The sequence below is a fragment of the Actinoallomurus sp. NPDC052274 genome, from assembly GCF_040679475.1.
GTDB lineage: Bacteria > Actinomycetota > Actinomycetes > Streptosporangiales > Streptosporangiaceae > Actinoallomurus > Actinoallomurus liliacearum.
Window position 1 is genome coordinate 15,350 of the sequence record NZ_JBFAUT010000014.1, and the last position, 23,043, is coordinate 38,392.

At 69.9% G+C, this 23,043-nt stretch carries 18 protein-coding genes and 1 tRNA gene; 7 read left to right on the forward strand and 12 right to left on the reverse strand.

Annotated features, from left to right (window positions below; translation table 11 throughout):
• Window positions 1-26: 26 nt before the first annotated feature.
• From AB0K82_RS14730 to AB0K82_RS14745, 4 genes are read right to left on the reverse strand one after another with little or no spacing between them, the layout of a single operon-like run.
• Window positions 27-1,238 carry a Wadjet anti-phage system protein JetD domain-containing protein gene (locus tag AB0K82_RS14730; protein ID WP_364396829.1) on the reverse strand — a complete coding sequence of 404 codons (1,212 nt, stop codon included), beginning with the start codon at window positions 1,236-1,238 and terminating at the stop codon, window positions 27-29.
• Window positions 1,235-4,573, reverse strand: coding sequence for an SbcC/MukB-like Walker B domain-containing protein (locus tag AB0K82_RS14735; protein WP_364396831.1), 3,339 nt, complete (start codon window positions 4,571-4,573; stop codon window positions 1,235-1,237). Before AB0K82_RS14735 ends, AB0K82_RS14730 begins: the two co-directional genes overlap by 4 nt.
• 2 nt (window positions 4,574-4,575) lie before the next feature.
• Window positions 4,576-5,247: a DUF4194 domain-containing protein gene (locus AB0K82_RS14740; protein ID WP_364396834.1), complete on the reverse strand. Its 672-nt coding sequence runs from the start codon at window positions 5,245-5,247 to the stop codon at window positions 4,576-4,578.
• On the reverse strand, window positions 5,240-6,754 hold the full coding sequence (locus tag AB0K82_RS14745; protein ID WP_364396837.1) for a DUF3375 domain-containing protein: 1,515 nt from the start codon (window positions 6,752-6,754) through the stop codon (window positions 5,240-5,242). Before AB0K82_RS14745 ends, AB0K82_RS14740 begins: the two co-directional genes overlap by 8 nt.
• Before the next feature lie 212 nt (window positions 6,755-6,966).
• Between AB0K82_RS14745 and AB0K82_RS14750 the strand changes: the two genes are divergently transcribed.
• Window positions 6,967-7,031 (forward strand) — tRNA-Lys (locus AB0K82_RS14750).
• 720 nt (window positions 7,032-7,751) lie between these two features.
• Here the strand turns inward: AB0K82_RS14750 and AB0K82_RS14755 are convergent.
• A complete protein-coding gene (locus AB0K82_RS14755) occupies window positions 7,752-8,186 on the reverse strand; it encodes a hypothetical protein (RefSeq protein WP_364396840.1) in 435 nt (144 codons plus the stop codon).
• A 386-nt stretch (window positions 8,187-8,572) separates the two neighbouring features.
• Between AB0K82_RS14755 and AB0K82_RS14760 the strand changes: the two genes are divergently transcribed.
• The gene (locus AB0K82_RS14760; RefSeq protein ID WP_364396843.1) at window positions 8,573-8,947 is read left to right on the forward strand and encodes a transposase; all 375 of its coding nucleotides are present in this window, start codon (window positions 8,573-8,575) and stop codon (window positions 8,945-8,947) included.
• Between the two features lie 92 nt (window positions 8,948-9,039).
• Here AB0K82_RS14760 and AB0K82_RS14765 read toward each other — a convergent pair whose 3' ends face one another.
• Complete coding sequence (locus AB0K82_RS14765) at window positions 9,040-9,360, reverse strand: hypothetical protein (protein WP_364396846.1); 321 nt, start codon at window positions 9,358-9,360, stop codon at window positions 9,040-9,042.
• A gap of 296 nt (window positions 9,361-9,656) precedes the next feature.
• Here AB0K82_RS14765 and AB0K82_RS14770 point away from each other — a divergent pair, with 296 nt between their 5' ends.
• Window positions 9,657-12,179: a tetratricopeptide repeat protein gene (locus tag AB0K82_RS14770; protein ID WP_364396849.1), complete on the forward strand. Its 2,523-nt coding sequence runs from the start codon at window positions 9,657-9,659 to the stop codon at window positions 12,177-12,179.
• Here the strand turns inward: AB0K82_RS14770 and AB0K82_RS14775 are convergent.
• The 3 genes from AB0K82_RS14775 to AB0K82_RS14785 all read right to left on the reverse strand — a co-directional run bounded on the left by AB0K82_RS14775 (window position 12,152) and on the right by AB0K82_RS14785 (window position 14,640).
• On the reverse strand, window positions 12,152-12,478 hold the full coding sequence (locus AB0K82_RS14775; protein WP_364396852.1) for a hypothetical protein: 327 nt from the start codon (window positions 12,476-12,478) through the stop codon (window positions 12,152-12,154). The genes AB0K82_RS14770 and AB0K82_RS14775 overlap by 28 nt on opposite strands.
• Before the next feature lie 498 nt (window positions 12,479-12,976).
• Window positions 12,977-13,183: a hypothetical protein gene (locus tag AB0K82_RS14780; protein ID WP_364396855.1), complete on the reverse strand. Its 207-nt coding sequence runs from the start codon at window positions 13,181-13,183 to the stop codon at window positions 12,977-12,979.
• A gap of 269 nt (window positions 13,184-13,452) precedes the next feature.
• Window positions 13,453-14,640, reverse strand: a complete 1,188-nt coding sequence (locus AB0K82_RS14785; protein WP_364396858.1) for an ROK family protein — start codon at window positions 14,638-14,640, stop codon at window positions 13,453-13,455.
• A gap of 181 nt (window positions 14,641-14,821) precedes the next feature.
• Between AB0K82_RS14785 and AB0K82_RS14790 the strand changes: the two genes are divergently transcribed.
• Window positions 14,822-18,337 carry an alpha-N-acetylglucosaminidase TIM-barrel domain-containing protein gene (locus tag AB0K82_RS14790; RefSeq protein ID WP_364396861.1) on the forward strand — a complete coding sequence of 1,172 codons (3,516 nt, stop codon included), beginning with the start codon at window positions 14,822-14,824 and terminating at the stop codon, window positions 18,335-18,337.
• Between the two features lie 256 nt (window positions 18,338-18,593).
• Here AB0K82_RS14790 and AB0K82_RS14795 read toward each other — a convergent pair whose 3' ends face one another.
• The 3 genes from AB0K82_RS14795 to AB0K82_RS14805 are packed head-to-tail and all read right to left on the reverse strand — an operon-like array spanning window position 18,594 to window position 19,458.
• The gene (locus AB0K82_RS14795) at window positions 18,594-18,752 is read right to left on the reverse strand and encodes a hypothetical protein (protein WP_364396864.1); all 159 of its coding nucleotides are present in this window, start codon (window positions 18,750-18,752) and stop codon (window positions 18,594-18,596) included.
• Window positions 18,749-18,907: a hypothetical protein gene (locus AB0K82_RS14800; RefSeq protein WP_364396868.1), complete on the reverse strand. Its 159-nt coding sequence runs from the start codon at window positions 18,905-18,907 to the stop codon at window positions 18,749-18,751. The genes AB0K82_RS14795 and AB0K82_RS14800 overlap by 4 nt, the downstream gene beginning before the upstream one ends.
• Window positions 18,908-18,942: 35 nt before the next feature.
• Window positions 18,943-19,458 carry a YceI family protein gene (locus AB0K82_RS14805; protein WP_364396871.1) on the reverse strand — a complete coding sequence of 172 codons (516 nt, stop codon included), beginning with the start codon at window positions 19,456-19,458 and terminating at the stop codon, window positions 18,943-18,945.
• Window positions 19,459-19,638: 180 nt separating this feature from the next.
• Between AB0K82_RS14805 and AB0K82_RS14810 the strand changes: the two genes are divergently transcribed.
• From AB0K82_RS14810 to phoA, 3 genes are all read left to right on the forward strand, one after another.
• Window positions 19,639-20,835: a histidine kinase gene (locus tag AB0K82_RS14810; RefSeq protein WP_364396874.1), complete on the forward strand. Its 1,197-nt coding sequence runs from the start codon at window positions 19,639-19,641 to the stop codon at window positions 20,833-20,835.
• A 2-nt stretch (window positions 20,836-20,837) separates the two neighbouring features.
• The gene (locus AB0K82_RS14815; protein WP_364396877.1) at window positions 20,838-21,488 is read left to right on the forward strand and encodes a response regulator transcription factor; all 651 of its coding nucleotides are present in this window, start codon (window positions 20,838-20,840) and stop codon (window positions 21,486-21,488) included.
• A 129-nt stretch (window positions 21,489-21,617) separates the two neighbouring features.
• Window positions 21,618-22,976, forward strand: a complete 1,359-nt coding sequence (gene phoA / locus AB0K82_RS14820; RefSeq protein ID WP_364396880.1) for an alkaline phosphatase — start codon at window positions 21,618-21,620, stop codon at window positions 22,974-22,976.
• Window positions 22,977-23,043 lie beyond the last annotated feature (67 nt).

A 23,043-nucleotide genomic window follows, 5' to 3' on the forward strand; every position in this document is an offset into this window, starting at 1 on the left:
AGGGCGTACCACGTACGGAGGAAATCTCAGAGGACGTCCAGCAAGCGGGTCGCGGCGTGGGCGAGGGGAACGGCTTCCTGTTCAATCCTGCGGAATGGGGTTGGGCCTGCGGTCGCGACGATGTCGTAGGCGGTCGCCTCGGCTTCGGTCAGGTGCGGCAGGATCGCCGGTGAGGGCTTGATGGGGTGACCCGCCTTGTCATGGCTCACCCCGTGCTGGGCGTAGCGGTGCAGGTCAGTGACGTCCATCAGGATCGAGGTGACCGGTTTCGATGGCGCGCCGTCCGGTGCGGGCTCGGCCAGCGCGGCGCGGAACCGGTCGAGGATCGCGTATCCGTCCGCGTCGATGTCCCCCCAGTAGACGACGTGGTCCGCAGCGCGGATCCAGGGCACGTTCGCGAGCACGGCGGCGGCCGCCTTTCCACCGCCCTCGACCACGATCGTGTCCCGCACCGGTGGGAACCAGAGCCTGGAGTCGCGGTTCTCTACGACGAGAACGATCTGCGGCCGGTAGGCGATGTCGTGCGTGTCGCCGGTGGTCCACGCGTCATGCCTGCGGCGGCCCGACGCGGCGTGCTCGGGGTCGACGTAGGTCAGGTGCAGCACGGCCGGCCGGAACCGGACCTCATCCCGGATATCCCGTCCGGCGACGTCGCGCAGCAACGCGCCATGGGTGTCGAGCCACTTGGTGTGCATGCCGGGGATGGGAAGTTGACGTGCGGTCCATGCGCCCGCGTCCGGGTGTCGGCGTAGCCACCTCACCGCACTGAGCAGTACCTCGGCGTCGTCGGCGTCGAGCTGGTAGGCGGCCCGGACGGTGGCCGGGGTGAGGACCGCGCCGGCGGACCGCAGCGACGACGCGAGCGCACGGGCGCGGGCGACGTCCACGGTCGGCGGTTCGGTCTCGGAGAGCAACGCCACGGCGGCGTCCAGGTCCGCGACGAGCGTGGCGGGGTAGGCGTCCGTCACGCCCTGGACGGACACCGGCTTGCGGACGATCACCACACCCGTGGGGTGCCGGTCGGCGAACTCACGCCAGCGCATGTGCCAGTCGTGCCAGGCGGCGTGCCCGATCCGCGCCACCGCGCTCCCGGTCGACACGCCGGGGCGGAGCGGGACGGAGAACGTGACCGGGTCGCCGACGCCGAGGTCCGCGCACACGGCTTCCGCCCACTTCTGGTCGACCTTGCGGCGGAGTGACTCGACCGCGTCCGCCGAGGTGATCAGTCGGGGGGTCATGTGTCGGGCACCGCGACGATGGGTTTCGCCCGTGACCGTCCCTCGGCGGTCTTGAGGATCAGGTATTCCGCGTCCACGTGGGGTTCGATGGCGCTGTGCTTGTCGTTGGGGGCGCCGATAATGAGTTGAAAGCCCAGCCCGCGCCATGCGCCGATGGCTCGCCCGGTGAAATGCGCATCCGCCTTGATCAGCGCCTCGTCGAGGAAGACGGGGGCGTAGCGGGGGCGTTCGGCGCCCGCGTCACCCAGCTGGTAGCGCAGCGCGGCGCCCACGATGAACGCGACGAGTTCCTGGGACTCTCCCCCGGACTTCTCCCCGATGTGGTCGTAGACCGCGACGTGCTCGCCGGCGAGGTCGCGTTTCTCCGCGCTGATCCGGACGTGGTTGCGCACGTCGATCAGGTCGGCGAAGTCAGGCGCGGTGCGGCGGATGCGGTCGATCACCTTGGCCATGCGGTGGTAGGCGCGTTCACGGTCGGCGTCCGTGGTTGCCTTGTCGATGGCGGCACGTACCTCGCGCAGCTCCTTGCGGAACCGCGCGCGCACCGCGGAGTGACTTTCCTGCGGGTCGATCCGCAGCCGGTGGTCGTCGTCGGCGAAGGGCAGCTCGGCAAGGATGCGGTTGACCGGGTCGATCCGATCGCGGATCTCCCGGACGGCGGCGGAGAGTTCGCTGTCCAGGCTGGTCAGGTCGTTGCCGGAGAGTTTGAGCAGGCTGTCGCGCCACTCGGTCTCCAGCTCGTGCAGGCCGCTGGTCTCCAGGTCGGTGAGCAGGCGGTCGAAGTCGCGGTAGGAGGCCTCCGGTTCGGTGCCGAGGTTCGGGTTCGGCCAGCGCTCGAGGAACGTCGAGAACGTCTCCTGCAGCGCCGTCCGCGACCGGCCGATCGATTCCTCCGCCGACTCCCGATCCTTGTGCATCCGTTCGACGCCGCGCCGGTGCGCGGCGTCGAAGTCCGCCAGTGCCCTCGCCGGGTCGGCGCCGTCCGGGGCGTCGTCGAACAGCCCGGCGAGGTACTCCTGATGCTCCCGGCTGACCTCCGTGCCGGTCGCCGCGGCGGCGTCGAGGGCCCGCTGGGCGGCGTCCACCTCGTCGACGATCGACTCCCATGACCGGCCGAGCTCCTCCAGCTCCTTCTTCTGTCCGCCGATTCCCTCGGTCAGTTCGGTGACGCGTTGTTTGAGCTCCTCTGCCTCGCGCTGCAGCCGGTCGATCTCCGGGTTGCCCGCACGGACCTCGGTGATGACCCGCTCCCAGCGGTCTCGTTCGGCGACGACCGACTCGACGTCCACCTGGTCCCAGGACAGTTCGGTCACGGTCTGGTATGCGGTGCGCCGTTCTTCGAACGAGTTGAGGGCTTGTTCGGCCTTCGTCGCCTGCTCGAGGGCGTCATCATGGCGTTCCTCGGCGTGGCCGATCCGGGTGTCGAGGTCGGCGAGCAGCCTGGTGTTGGTGAATCCCAGCAGGTTGGGCCGGCCCTGCCCGCCGTGGGCGCCCCGGCCGTGTTGCGATGTCTGGCCGGTGATCGTGAGCGCCTTGGGGTACTGCGCCAACAGTCTGGGCGTCTCGACGCAGACGAAGTCGAACCTGCTGGCGAGTTCGCTCTTGAGCCAGGCGGTGAACGGCGACGGCCGGTAGTCGAGCCGGCCGGGGAGGGTCTTGTCGTTCAACCCGACCTCGTCGCGCATGCCGGTGCGGACACCTTCGAACTGGATGCGCCGGGCGACGCGCACCGCGTTGATCGCCTCGCGGAACGCGTTCAGCCGGCCGATGTCGATCAGCATCCGGCTTGCGAACCCGCCGAGCGCCAGGTTGAACGCCTCCCGCCACGGTTCGAACTCCGTGCGCACCTCGATCAGCTCACCGACGAAGGGCAGGTCGTCCGGTGTGAGCCCGGCGGCGTCGGCCAGCAGGTCACGGGCGGCGTGCAGGTCGGTGGGAATGTTGCCGCGGCGGGCCTTGACCGCGCTGTGCTCGGCGCGCAGCGCGGCCAGGTCGCGTTCGGCGGCCTTGCGCTCCGAGGTCGCCTCGGCGAACGCGTTCTGCGCGGTCTTCCGGGCGCCTGCGTCGGCCAGCGCCCGGTGCGCCGTCTCGACCAGCGCGGCGAAATCCTGGCCGGTCGACACGGTGGCGCCGACGGCGTCCAGAGCGCGGTCCAACCGATTCCGTGCGCGTTCGACGTCGGCCAGCCGCTGGTCCACTCCACGGATCTCCCGGCGCGCGGTCTCCAGCCGGTCGCCGCCGGAGGCGCGCAAGGTCTCGACCACCGCGTCCCGCTGGGACTCCGCCGCCGCGATCAGCGCGGCCGTCTCCCGCACCTCCTCCTCGGCCCGGCGGTGCCGCCCGCTCAGGTCCCGCTCGGCCGCGCGCAGCAGGTCGAGCCGGCGTGCGTGCCGCCACAGCGCCGCGGGCGACGCCGGGTCGGTGAACGATCCGATCTCGTCGATGACCCGCAACCGACCGGCCGCGCGGTCGATGGTGTGGCGGTGGTCGCGGATCGAGGCCAGCGCCCGTACCTGCTGGCGGGCGGTGATCATCCGGTCCCGGGTGCCGGATAGTTCGTCGAACTGCTGCACCACCTCGTCCGCGGTGGCCAGGGTGGACGGCTCCTCCAGGACCATCGTCTTGTACAGCGCGTCGACGGTGGTGATCTGCTGACCGGCCTGGATCCTACCGAGCAGGCCGACCGCTTTGTGCCCGTCCCCGGCGGCGCCGATCCCCAGCGTGGTGTGCAGCCGGGCGGTGAAGTCCCGGTCGGTGCCGAAGCAGGTCACGCCCGTCGCGGTGACCGCGGCCTGGGCGAGCCTGCTGCCCGCTGGGCCTTCCAGCTCACGCAGGTCGTAGGCGTCGTCCTTTACAGCGCGGACCACAACGGCATCGTCGAGGGCGCGCGCGGACGATGGCACGTACCAGGCCCGGAGCGCGGTGAACATCGCTCCGCTGCGGTCGGCCCACGTCATCGCGATCGCCGACCAAGTGTCGCGGCCGTCCCCGCGCAGCACCCGCGGCCTGGTCTCACCGCCCGCCCGTGACTCGTCGAGTTTCCCGCGCGCGTAGGAGAGGATGTTGCGCTGGTCCTTGCCCCGGGGGCGGCCGACCACCCCGCCGTTGGACGCCCCGTTGAACGGCGTGGTGTGTGGCATCAGCAACGCGATGTAGGAGTCCATGAGCGTCGACTTGCCCGACCCGGAACCGCCGCTGAACAGGGTCGCGCCGGGGGCGAACCGGATGCGGTGATATCCGTCGTAGCCGCCCCAGTTGACCAACTGCAGATCCCGCGCCACCCACTGCTGCCCCCGCGACGCCGCCGGGATCAACCCGAAAAGCGTGTCGATCATGCTCAAGGCGCAACCTCATTCTGTCCCCGCAACCACTGGTTCAGTTCGGTGAGCTTCTCGATGCTCAACACGACCTCGACCAGCGGCGTGATCCGGTACCGGCCCGCGGACTCCTCCGCGAGCAGGCCCTCGGTGACCAGTCGCTCCACCGCCTTGCGGATCTCGCGCTGGCCGCGGGCAAGGTTGTGATCGTCCGGATCGAAATAAGTCAGCACGGTCTGTTCCAGCTCTTCGATATCGACCCGCGCGGACGTCTCACCGGTGCCGCGTTCCCGCTGGAAGACGGTCCGAAGGTAGACCAGCACCAGAGTCTCGGCCCGGTTGTAGGGGTCGTCCTTCAGCAGGATCGGGACATCGAGTTCCGCCGAGCGCACCTGCTGCTTGTAGGCGACGCCCCGGTCGTGATCAATCACGAGCCGGACGAACAGGTCATGCAAGCGCGACTCTATGATCTGCTGGTTCTCCAGCAGCGTGCGCCACTGCGCCGGGTTCTTCTCGGCGAGCAGGAACCTGCGTTGCAGCAGCCGTACCAGCACCCGCCGCACATCCACGTCCAGCGTGCCACTGTCACCGGCGAACAGTTCGGTCGGGTCGTCCTCCATCGGGACCGGCTCGATGAAGCCGGCCGCCGCGCCGGTCGACCAGCCGTCGTCCGCGCCATCCGGTTCACTCATCGTCGTTTCCCGGTCTCTTGTCCGCGGCGCGCGTCGACGCCAGGTTCGCCGCCACCACGCCGCCGAACGCGAGCCGTCGCCGAGTCCGGTCCGGCCGTACCACGTCGACCACTGCGACCTCAGCGGTATCGGTCATTCCGACCTCATGCGCGATCTCCAGCAGACCGAGCAGATCCACCGGCCGCCGTAGCCGCTCGGCCGCCACGCGGAACGCGGCCGCGACGTCGACGCCGTCCGCGTCGCCCGCGAACGCCTCCAGATGCGCGCGCAGCTCGGCGTACTGCGGGCCACCCCATGCCCGGGTGTCCGCAGCCGGTACGTCTTCTGCCTCATCCCATTCCCGCAGCGGCGGGGGCGGCTGGGGCGGCTGAAGGTCGCTAATGGTCTGCCGCAGTTGGGCGACGTCGGCCACCGGTAGGCGGCGCAGCGGGGCGATGACCGTGTTGCGGCGCGAGCCGGGCATCCATGTGTGGAAGGCCGACATCACGTCCCGCAGCAGTTCGTCCACCTGGCGGTCCCGCATCGGGTCATGGTTGCGCACCTGAGTGGTGATGACGTGCGACGCCTGCCGTTGCGCGGTCAGCACCTCCTTGACGCCCTGCTCGATCCGGCGTGCGATCTCCGAGAGTTCCCGCCGCTGTGATTCCGGCATCAGCTCGGTGAACCCATGCCGCAGCACGGTGCGCAGCAAGTTCCACAGATCGTCGATCTGAGCCGGGTCACCGATCAGACGCAACGCCCCGGCGAACGCCCGGCCCTCCGGAGTCGCGTCCATGATCTGCCGACCGCGCTCCAGGTACTCACGCAGCACCTCCCCGGTCGGCCGCACATCCTGCCGCAGGTCCGCGACGACGTCCCTCTGCATGGCTTTGATCGACTCCGCGACGCGTGCGAAGTCGGCGGGCAGCTCCCGCGCCAGATGCAGCACGTTCTCCGCCGCCTCGAGCAACTGGTCATCGTCGACCGCGTCAATGACTCCGCCACGTTCGAGTCGGCTGAGTTCTCGCCGACGCTGATCGATCTCCGTCTGGAGGCGCGCCATCCGGGCCATCACGTCCGGGTCCGCGTCCTGCGCGAGGCGCTCGACCGCCTCCAACAGCGTCCGGACCCGGGACTCCGACACTCTGGTCCGCGCCCCGCCGACCCGACCGGCCACCTCGAGCGCACCGACGCCATGTGCGGATAGCCGGTACACCTCAACGTCGTCGGAGACCTGCCGCACCAGCCAGCCCGCGTGCACCCACTGCCTGCACAGGTCGCGGGCGTTCCCAGAAGGCAACGGCTGGTCGCCCTCATCGCCGTAACCCGCGGCCCGCAACTGGTCGAGGGCGTCAGCGATCTCCGCATGGGCGTCCGCCACCGCCACCGTCGACCGCTCCGGCGTGAACATCATCGCCAGTACGGTCACCACGAACGGCGCATAGGTCCGGTGGAGCAGATCGAGCATCGGGTTCTGGAACGCCCGAAGCGCACCCTGATACGCGCCCTCCACGCCTCGTGTACCCATCGCCAATCAGGATACGGCCGGAAGCTCGACGCCACCCTATGAGTGGCATGACCCGTGGATGATGAATCGGCTCGTCTGACGCCATCCGTCGCATCGGCGATGTGTGCTCGGCGTGTGCTCGGATGCCGAGTAACGTGCCGTCACGTGGCGGCACCATGCGGCATCGGAACGAGTGGAATCTCGGACGAACCGGCATAGGCCGACAGTAAGAGCGCTGATCTGGTACGAGAGCAGTGGACTCTTAATCCGCAGGTTCGGGGTTCAAGTCCCTGGCGGCGCACCGGCAGTGATCGGCGGCGATGCTCAACACGGGCATCGCCGCCGATCTTGTATGGGGCCAGACTGAGGCCCCAATGAGGCCGCAATCCCAAGACCTCAGACTGCAGGCGTTTACCAGACACCACCCACGTGTCCCGGTGGTGAAGGGCGCGGCAATCCCCGTGCTCGAGGCGACTGGTGCACCCGAGCATTGATCCGGTGTTCAGCCTGCCCTTTCGATTGCTGCCGCGGGTATCGGCTGGCGCCTTGCGACGAGGTGGCTATGAGGGACGTCCCTACCGGGGTAACTCGATCTGCAGGGCCCGTGGCCGGCTGATCTGACGTCCCGGATGAACACCTGGCCTGACGCCGACGGAGATCATCTCAGCAGACTTTCGTCGTCGGGTAGGGGCGCGGCGTCGTGGCCGATCAGTGCCCCGCACCAGACGACCCGCCTGCGGGACGTGGACGGCGACGGCTTCGGCGGCCTTGTGCCCGCCGCTTCTCGTTCGGCGTCCTGGCGGGCGCGGTGCTCGCGCAGCGCGGTGACCGTCGTGCGGTCCAGTGCGCCGCGTAACCTCGCACCGTCGACGCGGCCGGGCTACGACGGCTCGCGACTCGTCAGCCACATCTGCGACGAAGGCTGATACTTCTTCTGCCGCACCCCTAGAGATACTGAGCTGAGAGCTCTCCGACCGTGCCTACGGCGCCGGGCTCGGTCGGAGAGCTCATGGAATGATCACGGGCAGATGTCGATGTGGTCGATGTGGTTGGCACTGACCGACGCCAGGTCGCCGTATGGGTGGAGGGTCCACTGCACGTTCGACCAGCCGAATGCGTACCACCAGCCCACGGCGGTGTAGCCGTTCTCGCTGTCGACGGATCGGACGTTGCCGTACAGCCCGTAGTCGTTCAGGTCCAGGGCCATGCCCATGCCGGTTCCGTCGCTGGGGCACCACTCCGAGCCGGTCTGCAGTTTCAGCGTGCCGCTCTGGAAGTTCGGCTGGGTCCATAGGCAGACACTGCCGTCCGGGCATCCCATGAACGACATCGCGGACATGGCCCCCTTCTTGGCGGGCTCGGAGAAGGTGAGGGTGACATCTCCGTTGGCATAGTGAATCTTGTTGGGGGCGGTGATCTTTCCACCCGGGTGGCGCTTCAGTTGGGCCGCCATCTGCCCTCTCATATCAGCGGACGGATGTGCGACAGCGGCCTGCGCGGGCGCGGCTACTGCCGCGGACGTCGCGGCGACAGTCGCGGCGGTGACGGCGAATCTCGTCCAGACGGACACTTTGGAAGTCCTTTCAGGAGGCTTTTGCCGGTGTTCGACGCCCACATCGCATAGTTGAAGGTCGTGTTCCAGATGACGAGGTTGCCGTCGGCTTGAACGACGAGTGGCGTCTGCTCCCCCGGTGTCGGTATTCGAATCCCACATGGGCATGCCAAGCGCACGGGAGTGACCGCCGCCGCCCGCGAGGTCCGGCTCGACGGACCGCGGCAGGCCAAGATGCTGGCCGCGCTTCTGGTCGACGCCAACAGCCTCGTCGCCTTTTCCGGCAGGTGACCGGCTGGATCCTGCGCCATCCGGACAATCTCCAGCCCGGTGAACGGCAGCAACTCGAGGCGCTCACCGCCGCCAGCCCGGCGCTGGCCAGCGTCCAGGAACACGTTCGCGGATTCGCTCACATGGTGCCGCACCTGCACGGTGACCAGCTCGAACGCTGGATGAGCCCGGTCGAATCCAGCGACCTGCCCGAACTGCGCTCCTTCGTCACCGGGCTCCACCGAGACCTGGACGCCGCCCGCGCCGGTCTGACCCTGTCCTACAACTCCGGGAAGGTCGAAGGCCACGTCACTTCACGGAATCCGTGCCAGAGCCCACATTGCAGCACCGTTGACATCTCACAACCTCGACGTTCTGAGAGATGGTTCTGAGCCGGGTCGTGACCTGGATGAACGCTCCACTTTGCGGCTGGTGACATGGACCCGAGCGGCGGGCCGTCTTCGCGGCCTGCTGCCCCGAGTCGTCAGTCGCCGGCCGCGTTGCAGGCCAGCGTTGCGACATAGTCCGACACGTTGGTTCCTACAAGTCCGATATAGCACAGGTCGAAGGAAATCCAGCTACCTCCAGCTCCGTTTTCACAGGCCTGGGCCCGGGTGGTTGTTATCGGGTAGCCGCTGGTGATGAGGACGTACTGGCACTGGCCCGACGACGCTGGTTTCGCGGGCGCGGTCGCGGTCACCGCGGCGGATGCGGCCGGCGCCATCGCCAAGCCTCCACCGACGAGGGTGACCGCAGTCAGTGCAGTGGCAGCGCCGAGGCGGCGGCCGGAGAACGGTTGCCTCACTTGGTACTCCTTTTCCTTGAGGGAGGTGCCAGTGGCACGGACAATCCCCATCGACAGTCGGCCAGTGGCGTGAGCTTTCGCGCGGTGTGGCGGAGGGGCCTTGCCTGGTAGCCAGTTGTCGACAGTTGTTGTGTGCTCCTCCTTTGTTTGTGCCGATGGTGGGTTAGGCGCTCTTGCGGTGGTTCGGTCACTCTCGCCGGATCGGCCGGAACGGTCACCCACTTCACCCCTGGGACCGAGGGAGCAAGGTCACCCGCCCGGCCGCGTGACCGGTCTCGGCCACCCAGTCCGGTCGTATGACCCGCCCTCGCAGCACAATCACTCTGCGGGAGGAAGCCCGGCGAAGTCTCGCTTCCCACACGAATCCACACATCCCACACACGCTCATTTACCGTGTTGTTCCGGGGTGTACGGCCTTTCAGGGGGGCGTTGTGGTACGACACGGGGGTGTGATGCCAGATCCGGGTAAGGCCACGGATCTGGCGGAGTTCATCGGCTTGCTGGGTGAGCTGCGCGTGTGGGCGGGGACGCCGTCCTATCGGACGCTGGCCAGACAGGCCGGGCCTTTCATGAAGCCTCCGCGGGTTGTGTCACCATTCACGGTCGTGGACGCCTTCAAGGCCGGCCGGCGTCGCCTGGATCTGGACCTGGTGGTCGCGATCGTCCGGGCGTTGGGGGTGGACGAGGACGGTGTGGCTCGCTGGCGGGAGGCGTGCGTCAGGGTCCACGGGCTGGCGAAGACAGGCGGTCCGGTCGGCGTGTTCGGTCAGCTTCCCGCGGAACTCGCGACCTTCACCGGCCGTGAGGATGAGCTGACGCGGCTCATCGAAACGGCTACACGCCGGCACGGCAGCGGGAGTGCTCGAACGGTCGTGATCTCCGCGATCGAGGGCATGGCGGGGGTGGGCAAGACCCAGCTCGCCGTCCGCGTCGCCCACGAGTTGGTCCGCGCCGGCCACTTCACCGACGTCCAGTTGCACGTGAACCTGCGCGGCTTCGACCCCGATGTCCCGGCCGCCGACCCCGCCGCGGTGCTGGAGGCGTTCTTGCGGCAGCTCGGTGTGCCCGCGCAGCAGATCCCCGTGAGCCGGGAGGAGCGGGCGGGGATGTACCGTGACCGGCTACGCGAACGCGGTGCGCTGATCCTGCTCGACAACGCCGCCGACGAAGACCAGGTCCGCGACCTCATCCCCGCCGGCCCGACCTGCCTGGTCCTGATCACCAGCCGCCGCAGCCTCGCCGGCCTTGACGGCGTCACCCCGCACCGGATCGACACCTTCACCGACACCGAATCACTCGACCTGCTCATGCGGATCGCCGGACGGGACCGCGTCACCGCCGAACCCGAAGCGGCCACCCGGATCGTGGAGTACTGCGACCGTCTCCCGCTGGCCTTGGCACTGACTGCAGCACGGCTCCGCTCCCGGCCCGCGTGGAGCCTTGCCGAGCACGCCGACCGGATGCAGGCCGGGCGACTGGAGGCGATCCGCGCCGGCGGCCGCGCGATACGCCCCGTCTTCGACCTGTCCTACCGGGGTCTCGCCGAGCCGCTCCAGCGCGTCTTCCGCCTCCTGGGCCACCATCCCGGTCCCGACTTCACCCCTGCCCTCCTCGCCGCGCTCGCCGACAGCCCTGATCACGAGGCCGAGGCCGCCCTCGAGCAGCTCCAGGACGACAACCTGATCCGCCAGAACACCCCCGGCCGCTACGAACTCCACGACCTGCTGCGGGCCTACGCCGCCGAACTCACCGACGCCGACCCCGAGCCGGACCCCACCGCACCTGTGGCCCGGCTGGCGACCTGGGCGGTAGCCACCGGCCATGCCGCGGCACGCGCCATCGGCGCCCCGCCCCTGTCCGGTGTCCCGGCCGGACAGGCCGCAAGGCCGGGCCATTTCGCCAGTTACGACAAGGGCCTGGCGTGGTTCGACAACGAACGCCAGAACCTCGCCGCCATCCAGGACTCTGCTGCCCGAGCAGGACTTCACCGCCATGTGTGGCAAATCGCCGCGGTCCAGAAGGAATTCTGTATCACCCGCCAGCAGTTCAACGACTTTCTCGCCGTACAGCAACTCGCTGTCGTGGCCGCGCAGACCGCCGGCGACCAGGCCGCCGAGGCCCTGATGCTGTCCGGACTCGGCAGCATCCACTGGAGGATGGACCGCCTCGACGAAGCAGAAGACAACTGCCTGAGAGCATTAAAGATCTACCGCACTGTCGTCGACCCCTCCGGCCATGCCTCAGCGCTGATCGACTACGGCGCGGTCCAAGGCCAACGCGGGAATCACGAGCATAGCGTCACCCTCCTCACCCAGGCCCTTGACCTGCTCCACGACCCAGACACGCGTCGGGCCCGCGCGACAGCGCTGCAGAACCGGGGAGTGTTCCACCAACGTTTAGGACACCTGGCTCAAGCCTTCGCCGACACTCAGCAGGCCCTCGCGATCTACCGGCAGCTGAACTACCGCCGCGGCGAAGCCCTGGCCATCGGCAATCTCGCCTTCTTCCACCTTGTCAACACAGACCTCGACAGCGCCTTCGATCTCTTCCGCGAACAACAACACCTCGCTCTGCTGTTGTCTGACACCTTCGTCCAGGCCGACGCGCTCCTCGGCACCGGTGAGACCCACGCCACCGCCGGCCACTTCGACCAAGCCCGTCACGCCTGGCAGGAAGCACTTCACCTCTTCGAGAAGATCAGCCACCCCAGGGCGGCCGTGGCGCAGCAGCGGCTCGACACCACCGAGAACGAGTGGCCGATCCCCTGGACACCGACAGACTGGGCTGCCCCTCAGCCGACGGGTCGCGGCGACCCCTGAAGGGTGTAGCTCTTCGGCAGGGATCGGGAGATCCATGACGAGGTTTCTGGCGGCCGCGCCACCCAGGATGTGGTCAGGTGCGCGGTCGCGCCCAGGATCCGGATCCGGCGACTGGCGTGTTCGATCACCGCGAACACGTACATGCGCGCTCCGGAGAGGGTGACCGTCTCGAAGAAGTCACACGCCAGCAGGGCCTCAGCCTGGGAGTGCAGGAAGCCAGCCCAAGTGCTGGAGGCGCGCTCAGGAGCCGGGTCGATACCGGCCTCCCGCAAGATCTCACACACCGTCGAGGCGGCCACCTTTCACGTGAACCGGTCGAGTCGCGGACGATCCGGCATAGACCGGCAGTGAGAGCACTGATCTGACACGAGAGCAGCGGACTCTCAATCCACGGGTTCGGGGTTCGAGTCCCTGGCGGCGCACCGGCAGTGAGCTGGGCGCTCTCGGTCCCACCGAGAGCGCCCAGTCTCCGCCTCGGGGCCGTTTCGCGACGGCGGTCGCCGCCCCAGGCGTGACCGAACAGCTCGGCGATCGCGGTCTGGCAAGGGGGCGAAGCACGCATATCGGCGCCACCGCTCGGCCTTTCCCGGGCATTCGGTACGCTCCCGCGCGCCCACCCCGAGAGGCGACACATCGCCGCCCCTCAGTCCGCAGCACCGGCGATCCGGGCGGCGCGGCGGGCCGGAAAGGTTCAGGGCCGTCCGACCTGATGGTCCGACGGCCCTGTTCGGCCGGTTCATGGTCTCGTTGGCCCAGAGGTAGGCGAGGGCGGCGATGCCGCCTGCAACGGCTGCTGATCAAAGACTGTGGGCGGTGATGTCGCCGAGCCGTCCGGTGGTCGAGAATTCGGCGCCGGCGGCCCTGGCCTCGATGCCGGAACCCGCGGGCAGCCGGACCGCCACCTCGATGGACCCGGACGGGCCGAAGTGCTGGTTCTTCACCGCGGTCTCGATCCGCAGAACACCGCCGGCGTAGACGACCGTGGTCTGCTCGGCGGCCTTCACATCGCGGCCCTTGGGAGGCGTCGGCGGGAGCACCGGGAGCGCGCATGGTCGCCGTGCCGGGCATCCCGTACCCCAGACGAGCCGCTCGCGCGGACTTCAGATTGCCGTCCTCGGCCGGCCATGTCGGGCGACGACGGTGGTGGGCTCGTTCTTCGGCCGGTGTCCTGCCTTGCGGGAACCCGGGGGAACTCGAGCCGTCCGGCGGTCTCGGGCCGGCCTGCCTGCCCGCGGTTCGCCCGAGTCGTACCCCGGACTCAGTTCAGCGGTCGTCAGGCGGGGAGCTGGCGCCAGACCTCGTCCAGGGCCATGCGCAGGGCGCCGGTCAGGATCGTGTCCTCGGCCAGACCGGAGATTCCCACGTCGGGTGGGGTGAGGGTCAGATCGGCCAGGTGCCGGGTGATGGCCGCGAGCAGGACGGGCCCGGCGCGGGCGACCCCGCCGCCGATCACGACCGCGTCGGGCGCCAGGACCAGGACGGCCGGCGCGATGGCGTGGGCGAAGGTCCTGGCGACGTCGTCCACGACACGCTCGGCCACCGCGTCCCCGGCGGCGGCCGCGGCGAAGACGGCGGCGGCGTCGATCGGGCCGTCGCGCAGGACCGATTCGGGGTGCGTACGGGCGGCCCGATGGGCCTGTTCGGTGATGGCCTCGGCGCCGATGGCGCGTTCGAGGGGGCCTCTGCCGTCGTCGGTGTCGGGGACGCGACCGGGTGGCCGGATGAAGCCGATCTCGCCCGCCGCCCCGGTGCCCCGGTGGAGACGTCCGTCGATCACGACGCCGGCACCGAGCCGCTCTCCCCATTGGACGGCCAGCAGAGTGCCGGACCCGGTCCGTTCCCTCGCGACGGCCAGGGCGGCGAGGTTGGCGTCGTTCTCCACCCGCACCGGGCAGCGGAACCGGTCGCGGAGATGATCGGAGAGGTTCACCGAGGTCCATCCCGCCACGCTGGGCGCCAGGAGGATCCGGCCAGAGCCGGAGTCGACGATCCCGGGGGTGGCGACGACCACCGCGGCGATCTCGTCCGCATCGAGGCCGGCCTCCTCGAGGACGCGCGCGATGACCGCGTCGACCACGGTCAGGAGGCGGCTGGCCCTGTTGCGGTCGACCGATCGGCGCACCGCGGCGAGGCGGCGGCCGGCCAGGTCGTCGATCCCCGCGCTGACCGTGTGCGGGCCGACGTCGAGGCCCAGCACGGGTGCGGCGCGGCCCCGGAGGGAGACGCGGACGGCCGGACGGCCGCCCTTCCGGGAGGCGGCGGCCGGGTGGTGGTGCTGGACCCAGCCCGCCTCGACCAGGTCCTCCACCGCCTGGCCCACGGTGGGACGGGTGAGGCCGGTCAGCTTGACCAGTTCGGCCAGCCGTACGGGGTCGGGTGCGCAGTCGCGCACCGCACGCAGCACGGAAGCGGTGTTGAGGCGGCGCAGAACGGGAGTGCCGACCGCACGCTCGTCTCCCATTGTTTCCTCCGAAAGATCCACTGGCCCCCTTGACCCCAGAGTCCCGCATGCACATTATGAATGCGAGGTTTTGTAAAGACCTTAATAAACTTCCTTCGCTGGAGGTGCCACCATCGTGTTGGGCCGACGACCAGGAAGACGATCGGACATCAGGCGCCGATCTCGTACACTCATCGCCGCCATGGCGGCGGCGCTGGCCGTGCCGATGGCCGTGGCGCCACCGGCGACGGCGGAACCCACACGCGCGACGGCCGCCGCGCGTGACAACGCCGCGCGTGACAACGGACCGGCCGCCCAGGCGCTGGAGCGGATCCTCGGTAAGAGCCGGGCCGACCAGGTCACGCTCCGGACGATCGACAAGGGCACGGGCGCCGACCGTTTCCAGGTCTCCGCCGAGGGCGGGCACCTGTTGGTCGCGGGCACCTCCCCGGCCGTGCAGCTCACCGGGTTCGGCTGGTACCTGCGCAAGGTCGCGCACGCCAACGTCTCGATCGGCGGTTCGCAGCTCGACCTTCCCTCGCGGTTGCCGCTGCCGTCCGCGCCGATCGCGCAGAACGCGTCGGTCGCCAACCGGTTCGCGCTCAACGACACCAATGAGGGATACGGCGGCGCGTACCTGAGCTGGCAGGAGTGGGAACACCGCCTCGACGTGCTCGCACTGCTCGGCATCAACCAGGTGCTGGTCTACGAGGGGCAGGAGGCCGTCTACGAGCAGGCCTTCCAGCAGTTCGGCTACAGCGCGGCGGACATGCGGAAGTGGATCCCCGAGCCGGCCCACCAGGCGTGGTGGCTGCTGCAGAACATGTGCTGCACCGGCTCACCGATCTCCCAGCAACTGATCGACCGTCGCGCCGCGCTCGCCCGGCGCATCATCGACCGGCTGCGCGAACTGGGCATGACGCCGGTGCTCCCCGGCTACTACGGCACGGTCCCGACGGACTTCGCCGCACGGAACCCGGGGGCGAACACCGTCCCGCAGGGCGCCTGGAACGGCCTGCGGCGTCCCGACTGGCTCGACCCGACCGGACCGCAGTTCGGCAAGGTCGCGGCGGCGTTCTACCAGGCACAGACCAAGCTTTTCGGCACCTCCACGATGTACAAGATGGACCTGCTCCACGAGGGCGGCACCGCCGGGTCGGTACCGGTGGGCCCGGCGTCGAAGGCCGTCCAGGACGCGCTCGAGGCCGCCCACCCGGGTGCGATCTGGGTGATCCTCGGCTGGCAGAGCAATCCCCTTCCGGCGACGCTCCAGGCGGTCGACCGATCGAAGATGTTCGTCGTGGACGGCCTCAGCGAACAGCCCGGGATCACCGACCGCGACAAGGACTTCCTCGGCACTCAGTACGCCTTCGGCACGATCTGGAACTTCGGCGGCCACCAGAACTTCGGTGCCGGCCTCACCGTGTGGAACGAGAAGTTCAACGCCTGGCGCGCCAAACCGGGCAACGCCATGAACGGCATCGCGCTGATGCCCGAGGCCATCGACAACAACCCGGCCGCGGTGGAGTTCTTCGCCGACATGCCGTGGGAGAACGGCCCGGTCGACATGGACGCCTGGTTCGCCGAGTACGCCACCGCCCGCTACGGTGCCGCCGACCCGCACGCCGTGGCGGCCTGGCAGATCATCGAGCGCACGGCGTACTCCTGGCCCGCGGGCAAGGACACCCGGCACGTGACCGCCCTGTTCGATGACCAGCCGAGCCTCACCGACACCGGGCAGGCGGCACTGCAGTACGACCCCGCCGAGTTCGAGAAGGCACTGCACGAGCTGCTTCAGGTGGATCCGCGGCTGCGCCACTCCGACGCGTACCGCTACGACCTCGTCGATGTCACTCGTCAGGTGCTCGCCAACCGCAGCAGAGCGCTCCTGCCGCAGATCCTCGCCGCCTATCGCGACCGCGACAGCGCCGCCTTCGGGCGACTCACCGACCGGTGGATGGCCGAGATGAAGCTGATGGACGAGGTGCTCGGCGCCGATCCGCACTTCCTGCTCGGCACGTGGCAGCGGGAGGCGGCCCGCCAGGCGGCGAACCCGAAGGAGGCCGCGACCCTTGATTACGACCTGAAGTCGCTGGTGACACTGTGGCAGACCGAGAGCCCCGGGATCCAGGACTACGCGCGCCGGGACTTCAACGGCCTGGTCGGCGGCTACTACGCCGAACGCTGGAGGATGTTCTTCGGCGTGCTGAAGAACTCGCTGAAGACCGGTGACGAGCCGCAGCAGATCGACTGGCGCGCGGTCGCCGAAAGCTGGGCGCACGCGGGCACCCGCTACGCGGCCGTGCCGCACGGCGACGCCTACCGACTGGCCACGAAGGCGGCCGACGAGACGTCCGGTGTGCTGACCCTCGCCTCCGACCGGAAGGGTGTCACCCCGGGCGGTACCGTCCACGTCACCGCGACCTTCACGAGCGACTCGGCGCTGAGCACCGCGTACAAGGTGGGCTTCGAGCTGACCGCGCCACACGGCTACGCCGTCCGCCCCGCGACCGGCGCCACCGGCCCCGGAAACGACGTCGATCCCGGCAAGACCGCGACCGCGACCTGGACGGTGACCGCCCCGGCCGACGCCGCGGCCGGTTCCCTGCCCGACCTCAACGCCACGGCCTCCTGGCGTACCGCCGCGGGCGCGCCCGGACGGGCGACCGCACACTCCCTCCTCATGGTCGGCGGGAGTACGGTCGCGGCGCCGTACAAGACGGCTGCCTCCGCACCGGCCGAGTTCGCGCGAACGGGCGATACGACGGGCATCGCCGCCGGTGGCAAGGACATGTGGGGTGCCACCAACGAACTCGCGACCGTCTACGAGGGTGGTGGGCTCACCTCGGGCCACGCGGTGTCCACGAAGGTGACCAAGCTGGACGGGGCGTCCCCCTCGACCCGCGCCGGCCTGGTCGTCAGCAACGACCTGTCCAGAACCGGGTCCGCCGGGTACGCCGACATCGCCGTCACACCGGAGCACGGCTGCGCCTTCTCCTATGACGCCGACGGCGACGGCGACGGCGACGGCAGCCTCGATCACATGACCGAGGTCGGCGGGTTCACCGCCGGCGAGGTCTACGTGCGACTGCGCACGGACGGCGGCCGCGTGACCGGCTCCTGCAGCTCCGACGACAAGAACTGGACCGTGATCGGATCCGGCACGGTCGCCGGCGCGTCGGGCACGCAGGACGTCGGCATGTTCGTCAGCGCGGTCAACGCCCACACCGCGCAGGAGGCGATCGCGCTCTTCGCCGGCGGCATCGCCGACGCGCCCGATAGCTCCCGCGACGGGTCCGGCGACGTCCTGCAAAGCCTCCACAAGCCGGTGACGGCACTGTCGTCGGAGTCCGGCCACCCGGCCGAGGCCGCCAACGACGGCAGCCGCGCCAACTCCCCGTACTGGGGCGGGCCGATGACGTACGGCCAGACCTGGTGGCAGGTCGACCTCGGCGCGGTCGATGACGTGTCCCGCGTCAACGTCCGCAACTATGTCGACGGCACCCGTTACTACACCTACCGGCTGGAGGGCAGCGCCGACGGCACCCACTGGTTCACCGTCGGCGGCCGGAACGGGCCCGGCCCCGCCACCGACGCGGGCGACACGATGAACACCGAGGCCAAGGCCCGGTACGTCCGGGTGACCGGCCTCGGCAACACCGCCAACGCCACCTTCCACCTCACCGAAGTCAGCGTCTACGGCACCCCGACGTCCTAGCCGCCCGGCGGGTACCGGCCGTGGCCGCCTCCGGCATACCGCCGCGGCCGGTACCGCCCCGAGTCGAAAAGGCATACCGGATGCTCGGCGATCGCGGTCCGGGAACGGGCTGAAGCCCGCATGTCAGCGCCACCGCGCGGTCTTTCCCGAGCTTTCGGTACGCCCCCTCGCGACCACCCCGAGAGGCGTCGCATCGCCGCCCCCCAGTGCGCACCACCGGCGATCCGGTCGGCGCGGTGGGCATAGCGACCGCCGCTCAAAGGCTGCGGGCGGTGATGTCGCCGTTGGAGGTCATCGCGGTGATGGTCAGGCCGGCGGCGCCGTCGTTCTTCAGCGCGTTGCTGACGCGGCCGTGGCCGGCGCCGCGGCGAGGTGCGGCCTGCCGGTGCGCCGCCTCCGGGACTGCGACACTCACGGTGCGCTCCTCTCCGGCGCGCGTTCCGGGGCACGCCGGTCGCTGGTCAGCAGCGCGAAGATCTCGCCGTGTTCGACCGTGAAGCTCACGCCGTCCACGGCCCGTACCGCGCCGTAGGTCTTGTGCAGGCCGTCCACCACGACCGCGGTGGTCATGGTCCTTCTCTCCGGCGCTTCGGTGGTCGTCAAGGTCAGCGATGCACGCAGGTGACGTCCAGCGTCAGGTCGATGTGCCGCCCGGCCATCAGGCGGGACGCCGTCACGCCGAAGTCATGGCGGTCGACCCGCGTCGTGGCGCGTACGGTGAAGGTCTCCGTGGCCACCTCGGAGCCCGCGATCGCCAGGCTCACGGGCCGCGAGACGTCGCGCACGGTGAGCGTGCCGGAGACCGTGGTGGCGTCCACGCCGTCGGAGACGAACGTGAGCAGAGGGTGGCGGCCGGTGTCGAGGAACGTCGCCGACCGTACGTGCGCGTCCCGTTGGTCGTTGCCGGTGTGGAAGCTCGCCGCGTCGACCTCCACCCGAAGGTTCGACTCGGCGAGCGGCTCGGCCACATCGACCGTTCCGCCACGGATCGCGAAGGTGCCCTTCACGGGCAGCAGGCCGAAGAAGTGGCGGCTTCGGAACGTGATGGAGGAGCGGTTCGGATCGATCGTGTAGCGCCCCAGCCGGGGGGTCGTCGTGACGGGGTCGTTCGTCGTTGCCATGCCCTCTATTCCAGGGCGGCGGGCCCCCGGTGCGACAGGGCCGGCCGTCGGTTCCGGAAGCGACGAAGGGGCCACTCGCGGGGGGTGGCATACGACTTTCGTAGGGTCCGCCCAAGACGGACGTTCTGCGTGATTCCCGCGCAGGTGAGACGGGAGCCCGCGTTCCCTATGGTATGGGGCATGGCGGAGAGACGGTGGCACCGAGAGCACCGGGTCGCCCTGGACGTGGCGATCGCGGTCGCGTTCGGGGTGCTCGACACCGGCCTGACGCTGGTCCACGCCACGTGGTGGCCGGACCACCCGGACACCGTCGCCTGGGTCATGCTGGGCGCGCAGGCGCTCGCCTGCGGGTCGCTGGCCTTCCGCCGCATCGCCCCGCTCACCGTCGTCGGCGTGCTCGGCGCGTTCACGCTGGCGGTGACGCTGCTGATCTCACCGGTGGGCGCGCTGACGCCGGCGCACCACGGGAACTCCTGGGCCCCCCTGTCCACCATGCTGGCCGCGTACGGTCCGCTCTTCTACCAGCGCAACCGCAAGGCGGCGCTCGTCGCGCTCGCCGCCTTCACCGTCGTCGTCATGCGGCCCTGGGACCCGTCCGTGACGACCATGACGATAGGGCTGCTGCGCACCGCGGTCGGCCCGCTGCTGGCGCTGTACTTCGACGCCCGCCGGCGGATGGTCTGCGCGCTCGTGGAGCGGGCCGAGCGGGCCGAGCGGGAGCAGCACCTGCTGGCCGAGCGGGCGCGCGCGGAGGAGCGCGCGCGGCTGGCCGGCGAGATGCACGACGTGGTCACCCACCGGGTGAGCCTGATGGTGCTGCAGGCCGGCGCGCTGCGCGTGACCGCCAAGGACGAGGCGACCCGGCAGGCCGCGGAGGACCTGCGGGCGACGGGCTGCCAGGCCCTGGAGGAGCTGCGCGACGTGGTCGGCATCCTGCGCGCCGCGTCCGACGGCGATCACACGCCCTCGGTGGGAGGCTTCGACGACCTGGTCGCCGAGTCGGTCGCGGTGGGGATACCCACCGAACTGGTCCAGGAGGGCGACCCGGCACTCGCCTCACCGGTGATGGGGCGCATCGCCTACCGCGTGCTGCGCGAGGCCCTGACCAACGTGCGCAAGCACGCGCCCGGCGCGCGGGTGACCGTACGGGTCGAGTACGCGGAGACGCGGTTGCGGCTCACGGTGCACAACACGCCACCGACCGGCAGACCCAGCAGTGCCCTCGCCGGCTCCGGTTCCGGTCTGGGCATCACCCACCTGCGGCAGCGTGTCGAGCTGGTGCAGGGCAGACTGCGTGCCGGGCCCAGTCCCGACGGCGGGTTCGGCGTCGAGGCGACGCTGCCCGCGTACGTGCCTACTGCGGAATCGACGGTGTGAGCATGCCCCGAGTGCTGTTGGTGGACGACGAGCCCATGGTGCGGGCGTTCCTGCGCACCATCCTCGGTTCGGCCGAGGACATCGAGGTCGTCGCCGAGGCACACGACGGGGCGGCCGGCCTCGAAGCCGTCCGGCGGCACCGCCCGGACGTCGTCCTGATGGACCTGCGCATGCCGGGCATGGACGGCCTGACCGCGATCGAGCGCGTCAACGAGCTGGCGGACCCGCCGAACGTCGTGGTGCTGACGACCTTCGACGCCGACCCGTATGTGCTGCGTGCCCTGCGGGCCGGGGCGACCGGCTTCCTGGTCAAGTCAACGCCGCCGGAGGAGCTGATCGGGCTGGTGCGCGCGGCGGCCCAGGGGCACACCGTCCTGTCGCCCGCCGCCGCCCGCCGGCTCATCGCGGTGTCGACGGACGGCCTGTCGGCCCGGGAACGCGCGCGCGAACTGGTCGGCTCGCTGACCGAACGGGAGGCCCAGGTGCTGGCCGGGCTCGGCGAGGGCCTGTCGAACGCGCAGATCGCGGCGCGGCTGTTCCTCTCCGAGGCCACGATCAAGGGCTATGTGTCGCGCACCCTGGACAAGCTGGGGTGCGTCAACCGCACGCAGGCGGGACTGCTCGCGCACGACGCGGGACTCATCGACTCCTAGCCGCGACACCTCATTTCACCTGGTCTTGGGGTTTCTTTTGCGCTGTCTTTACCGACACCGCCGGAAGAGGCCATCTCGCGACGGTGGAGTGCCCTCATCGATCAGCCAGTTCTTGTAGAGGAGAGCTTGATGGCCTCGTCTTTGAGGTTGTTCCGCCGGAGCATCGTCGCCGTCACCGCGGTCGGCGTCTGCGCGGCGGCCGCGGTACCCACCTTCGCCTCGAGCGGTGACCGGACCGACTCCGTACGCGCGGCGATCAAGAGCGGCCGGGCTCGCAACGTCATCCTCTTGATCGGCGATGGCATGGGCGACTCGGAGATCACGATCGCCCGCAACTACGCCAAGGGTGCCGCGGGCCGCCTGGCGATGGACACCTTGCCGCTGACCGGTGCGTACACCACGTACGCCGTGGACAAGAACGACCCGCGCAAGCCCGACTATGTCACCGACTCCGCCGCCAGCGGGACCGGCTGGGCGACCGGGCACAAGACCTACAACGGCGCGATCTCGGTGACGCCGGACGGCAAGCCGCAGTCCACGGTGCTCGAGCTGGCGAAGAAGGCCGGATTCCGCACCGGCGACGTCACCACCGCCGAGCTGGGCGACGCGACCCCGGCGGTGCTGGCCGCCCACGTCGCCGACCGCTCCTGTGAGGGACCCGCCGACATGGCCAAGTGCCCGCAGCAGGACAAGGTGAACGGCGGCCCGGGCTCGATCTCCGAGCAGCAGGTGCAGACCGGCGCCGACATCTACCTCGGCGGCGGCAAGGCGCGGTTCGCCCAGACGATCAAGGCCGGTGCGTTCAAGGGCAAGAGCGTCCTCGACCAGGCCGCCGCCTCGGGCTACAACGTCGTCACGGACGCCTCCGGGCTGGCGGCGGCCAAGCCGGGCAAGAAGCTGCTCGGCGTGTTCGCGGACGGCAACCTGCCGCTGGAGTGGACCGGTCCGCTGGCGAAGGTCGGCGGGACGGATCCGGCCCGGTGCACGACGAACGGCCAGTTCAGCGGCCCGCACCTCCACGACATGGCGAACAAGGCGATCAGCCTCCTCGACGCCCAGACCGCGCACGGCAAGAAGGGCTTCTTCCTGCAGATCGAGGGCGCGTCGATCGACAAGCAGGACCACGCCGCGAACCCCTGCGGGCAGATCGGCGAGCACGTCGAGTTCGACCGGGCGGTCCAGGCGTCGCTGGACTACGCCCGCCACCACCGGGACACCCTCGTCGTCGTCACGGCCGACCACGGGCACACCAGCCAGATCATCCCGGTCGAGACCCAGAGCCCCGGTCAGACCGCGACGCTGATCACCGCCGATGGCGCCAACATGAAGATCAACTACGCGACCAACACGCCGGGTCAGTCCCAGGAGCACACCGGCACCGAGGTACGGATCGCCGCGCAGGGCCCGCAGGCCGCCAACGTGGTCGGGGTGACCGACCAGACCGACCTGTTCCACACCCTCGGCCGAGCGCTCGGCGTCCAGCACTGAGCTGAGCCTCACGCGCCGGCGGCCGTACGGTCGCCGGCGCGGTCCGGTTGAGCGGATCGACGACTGG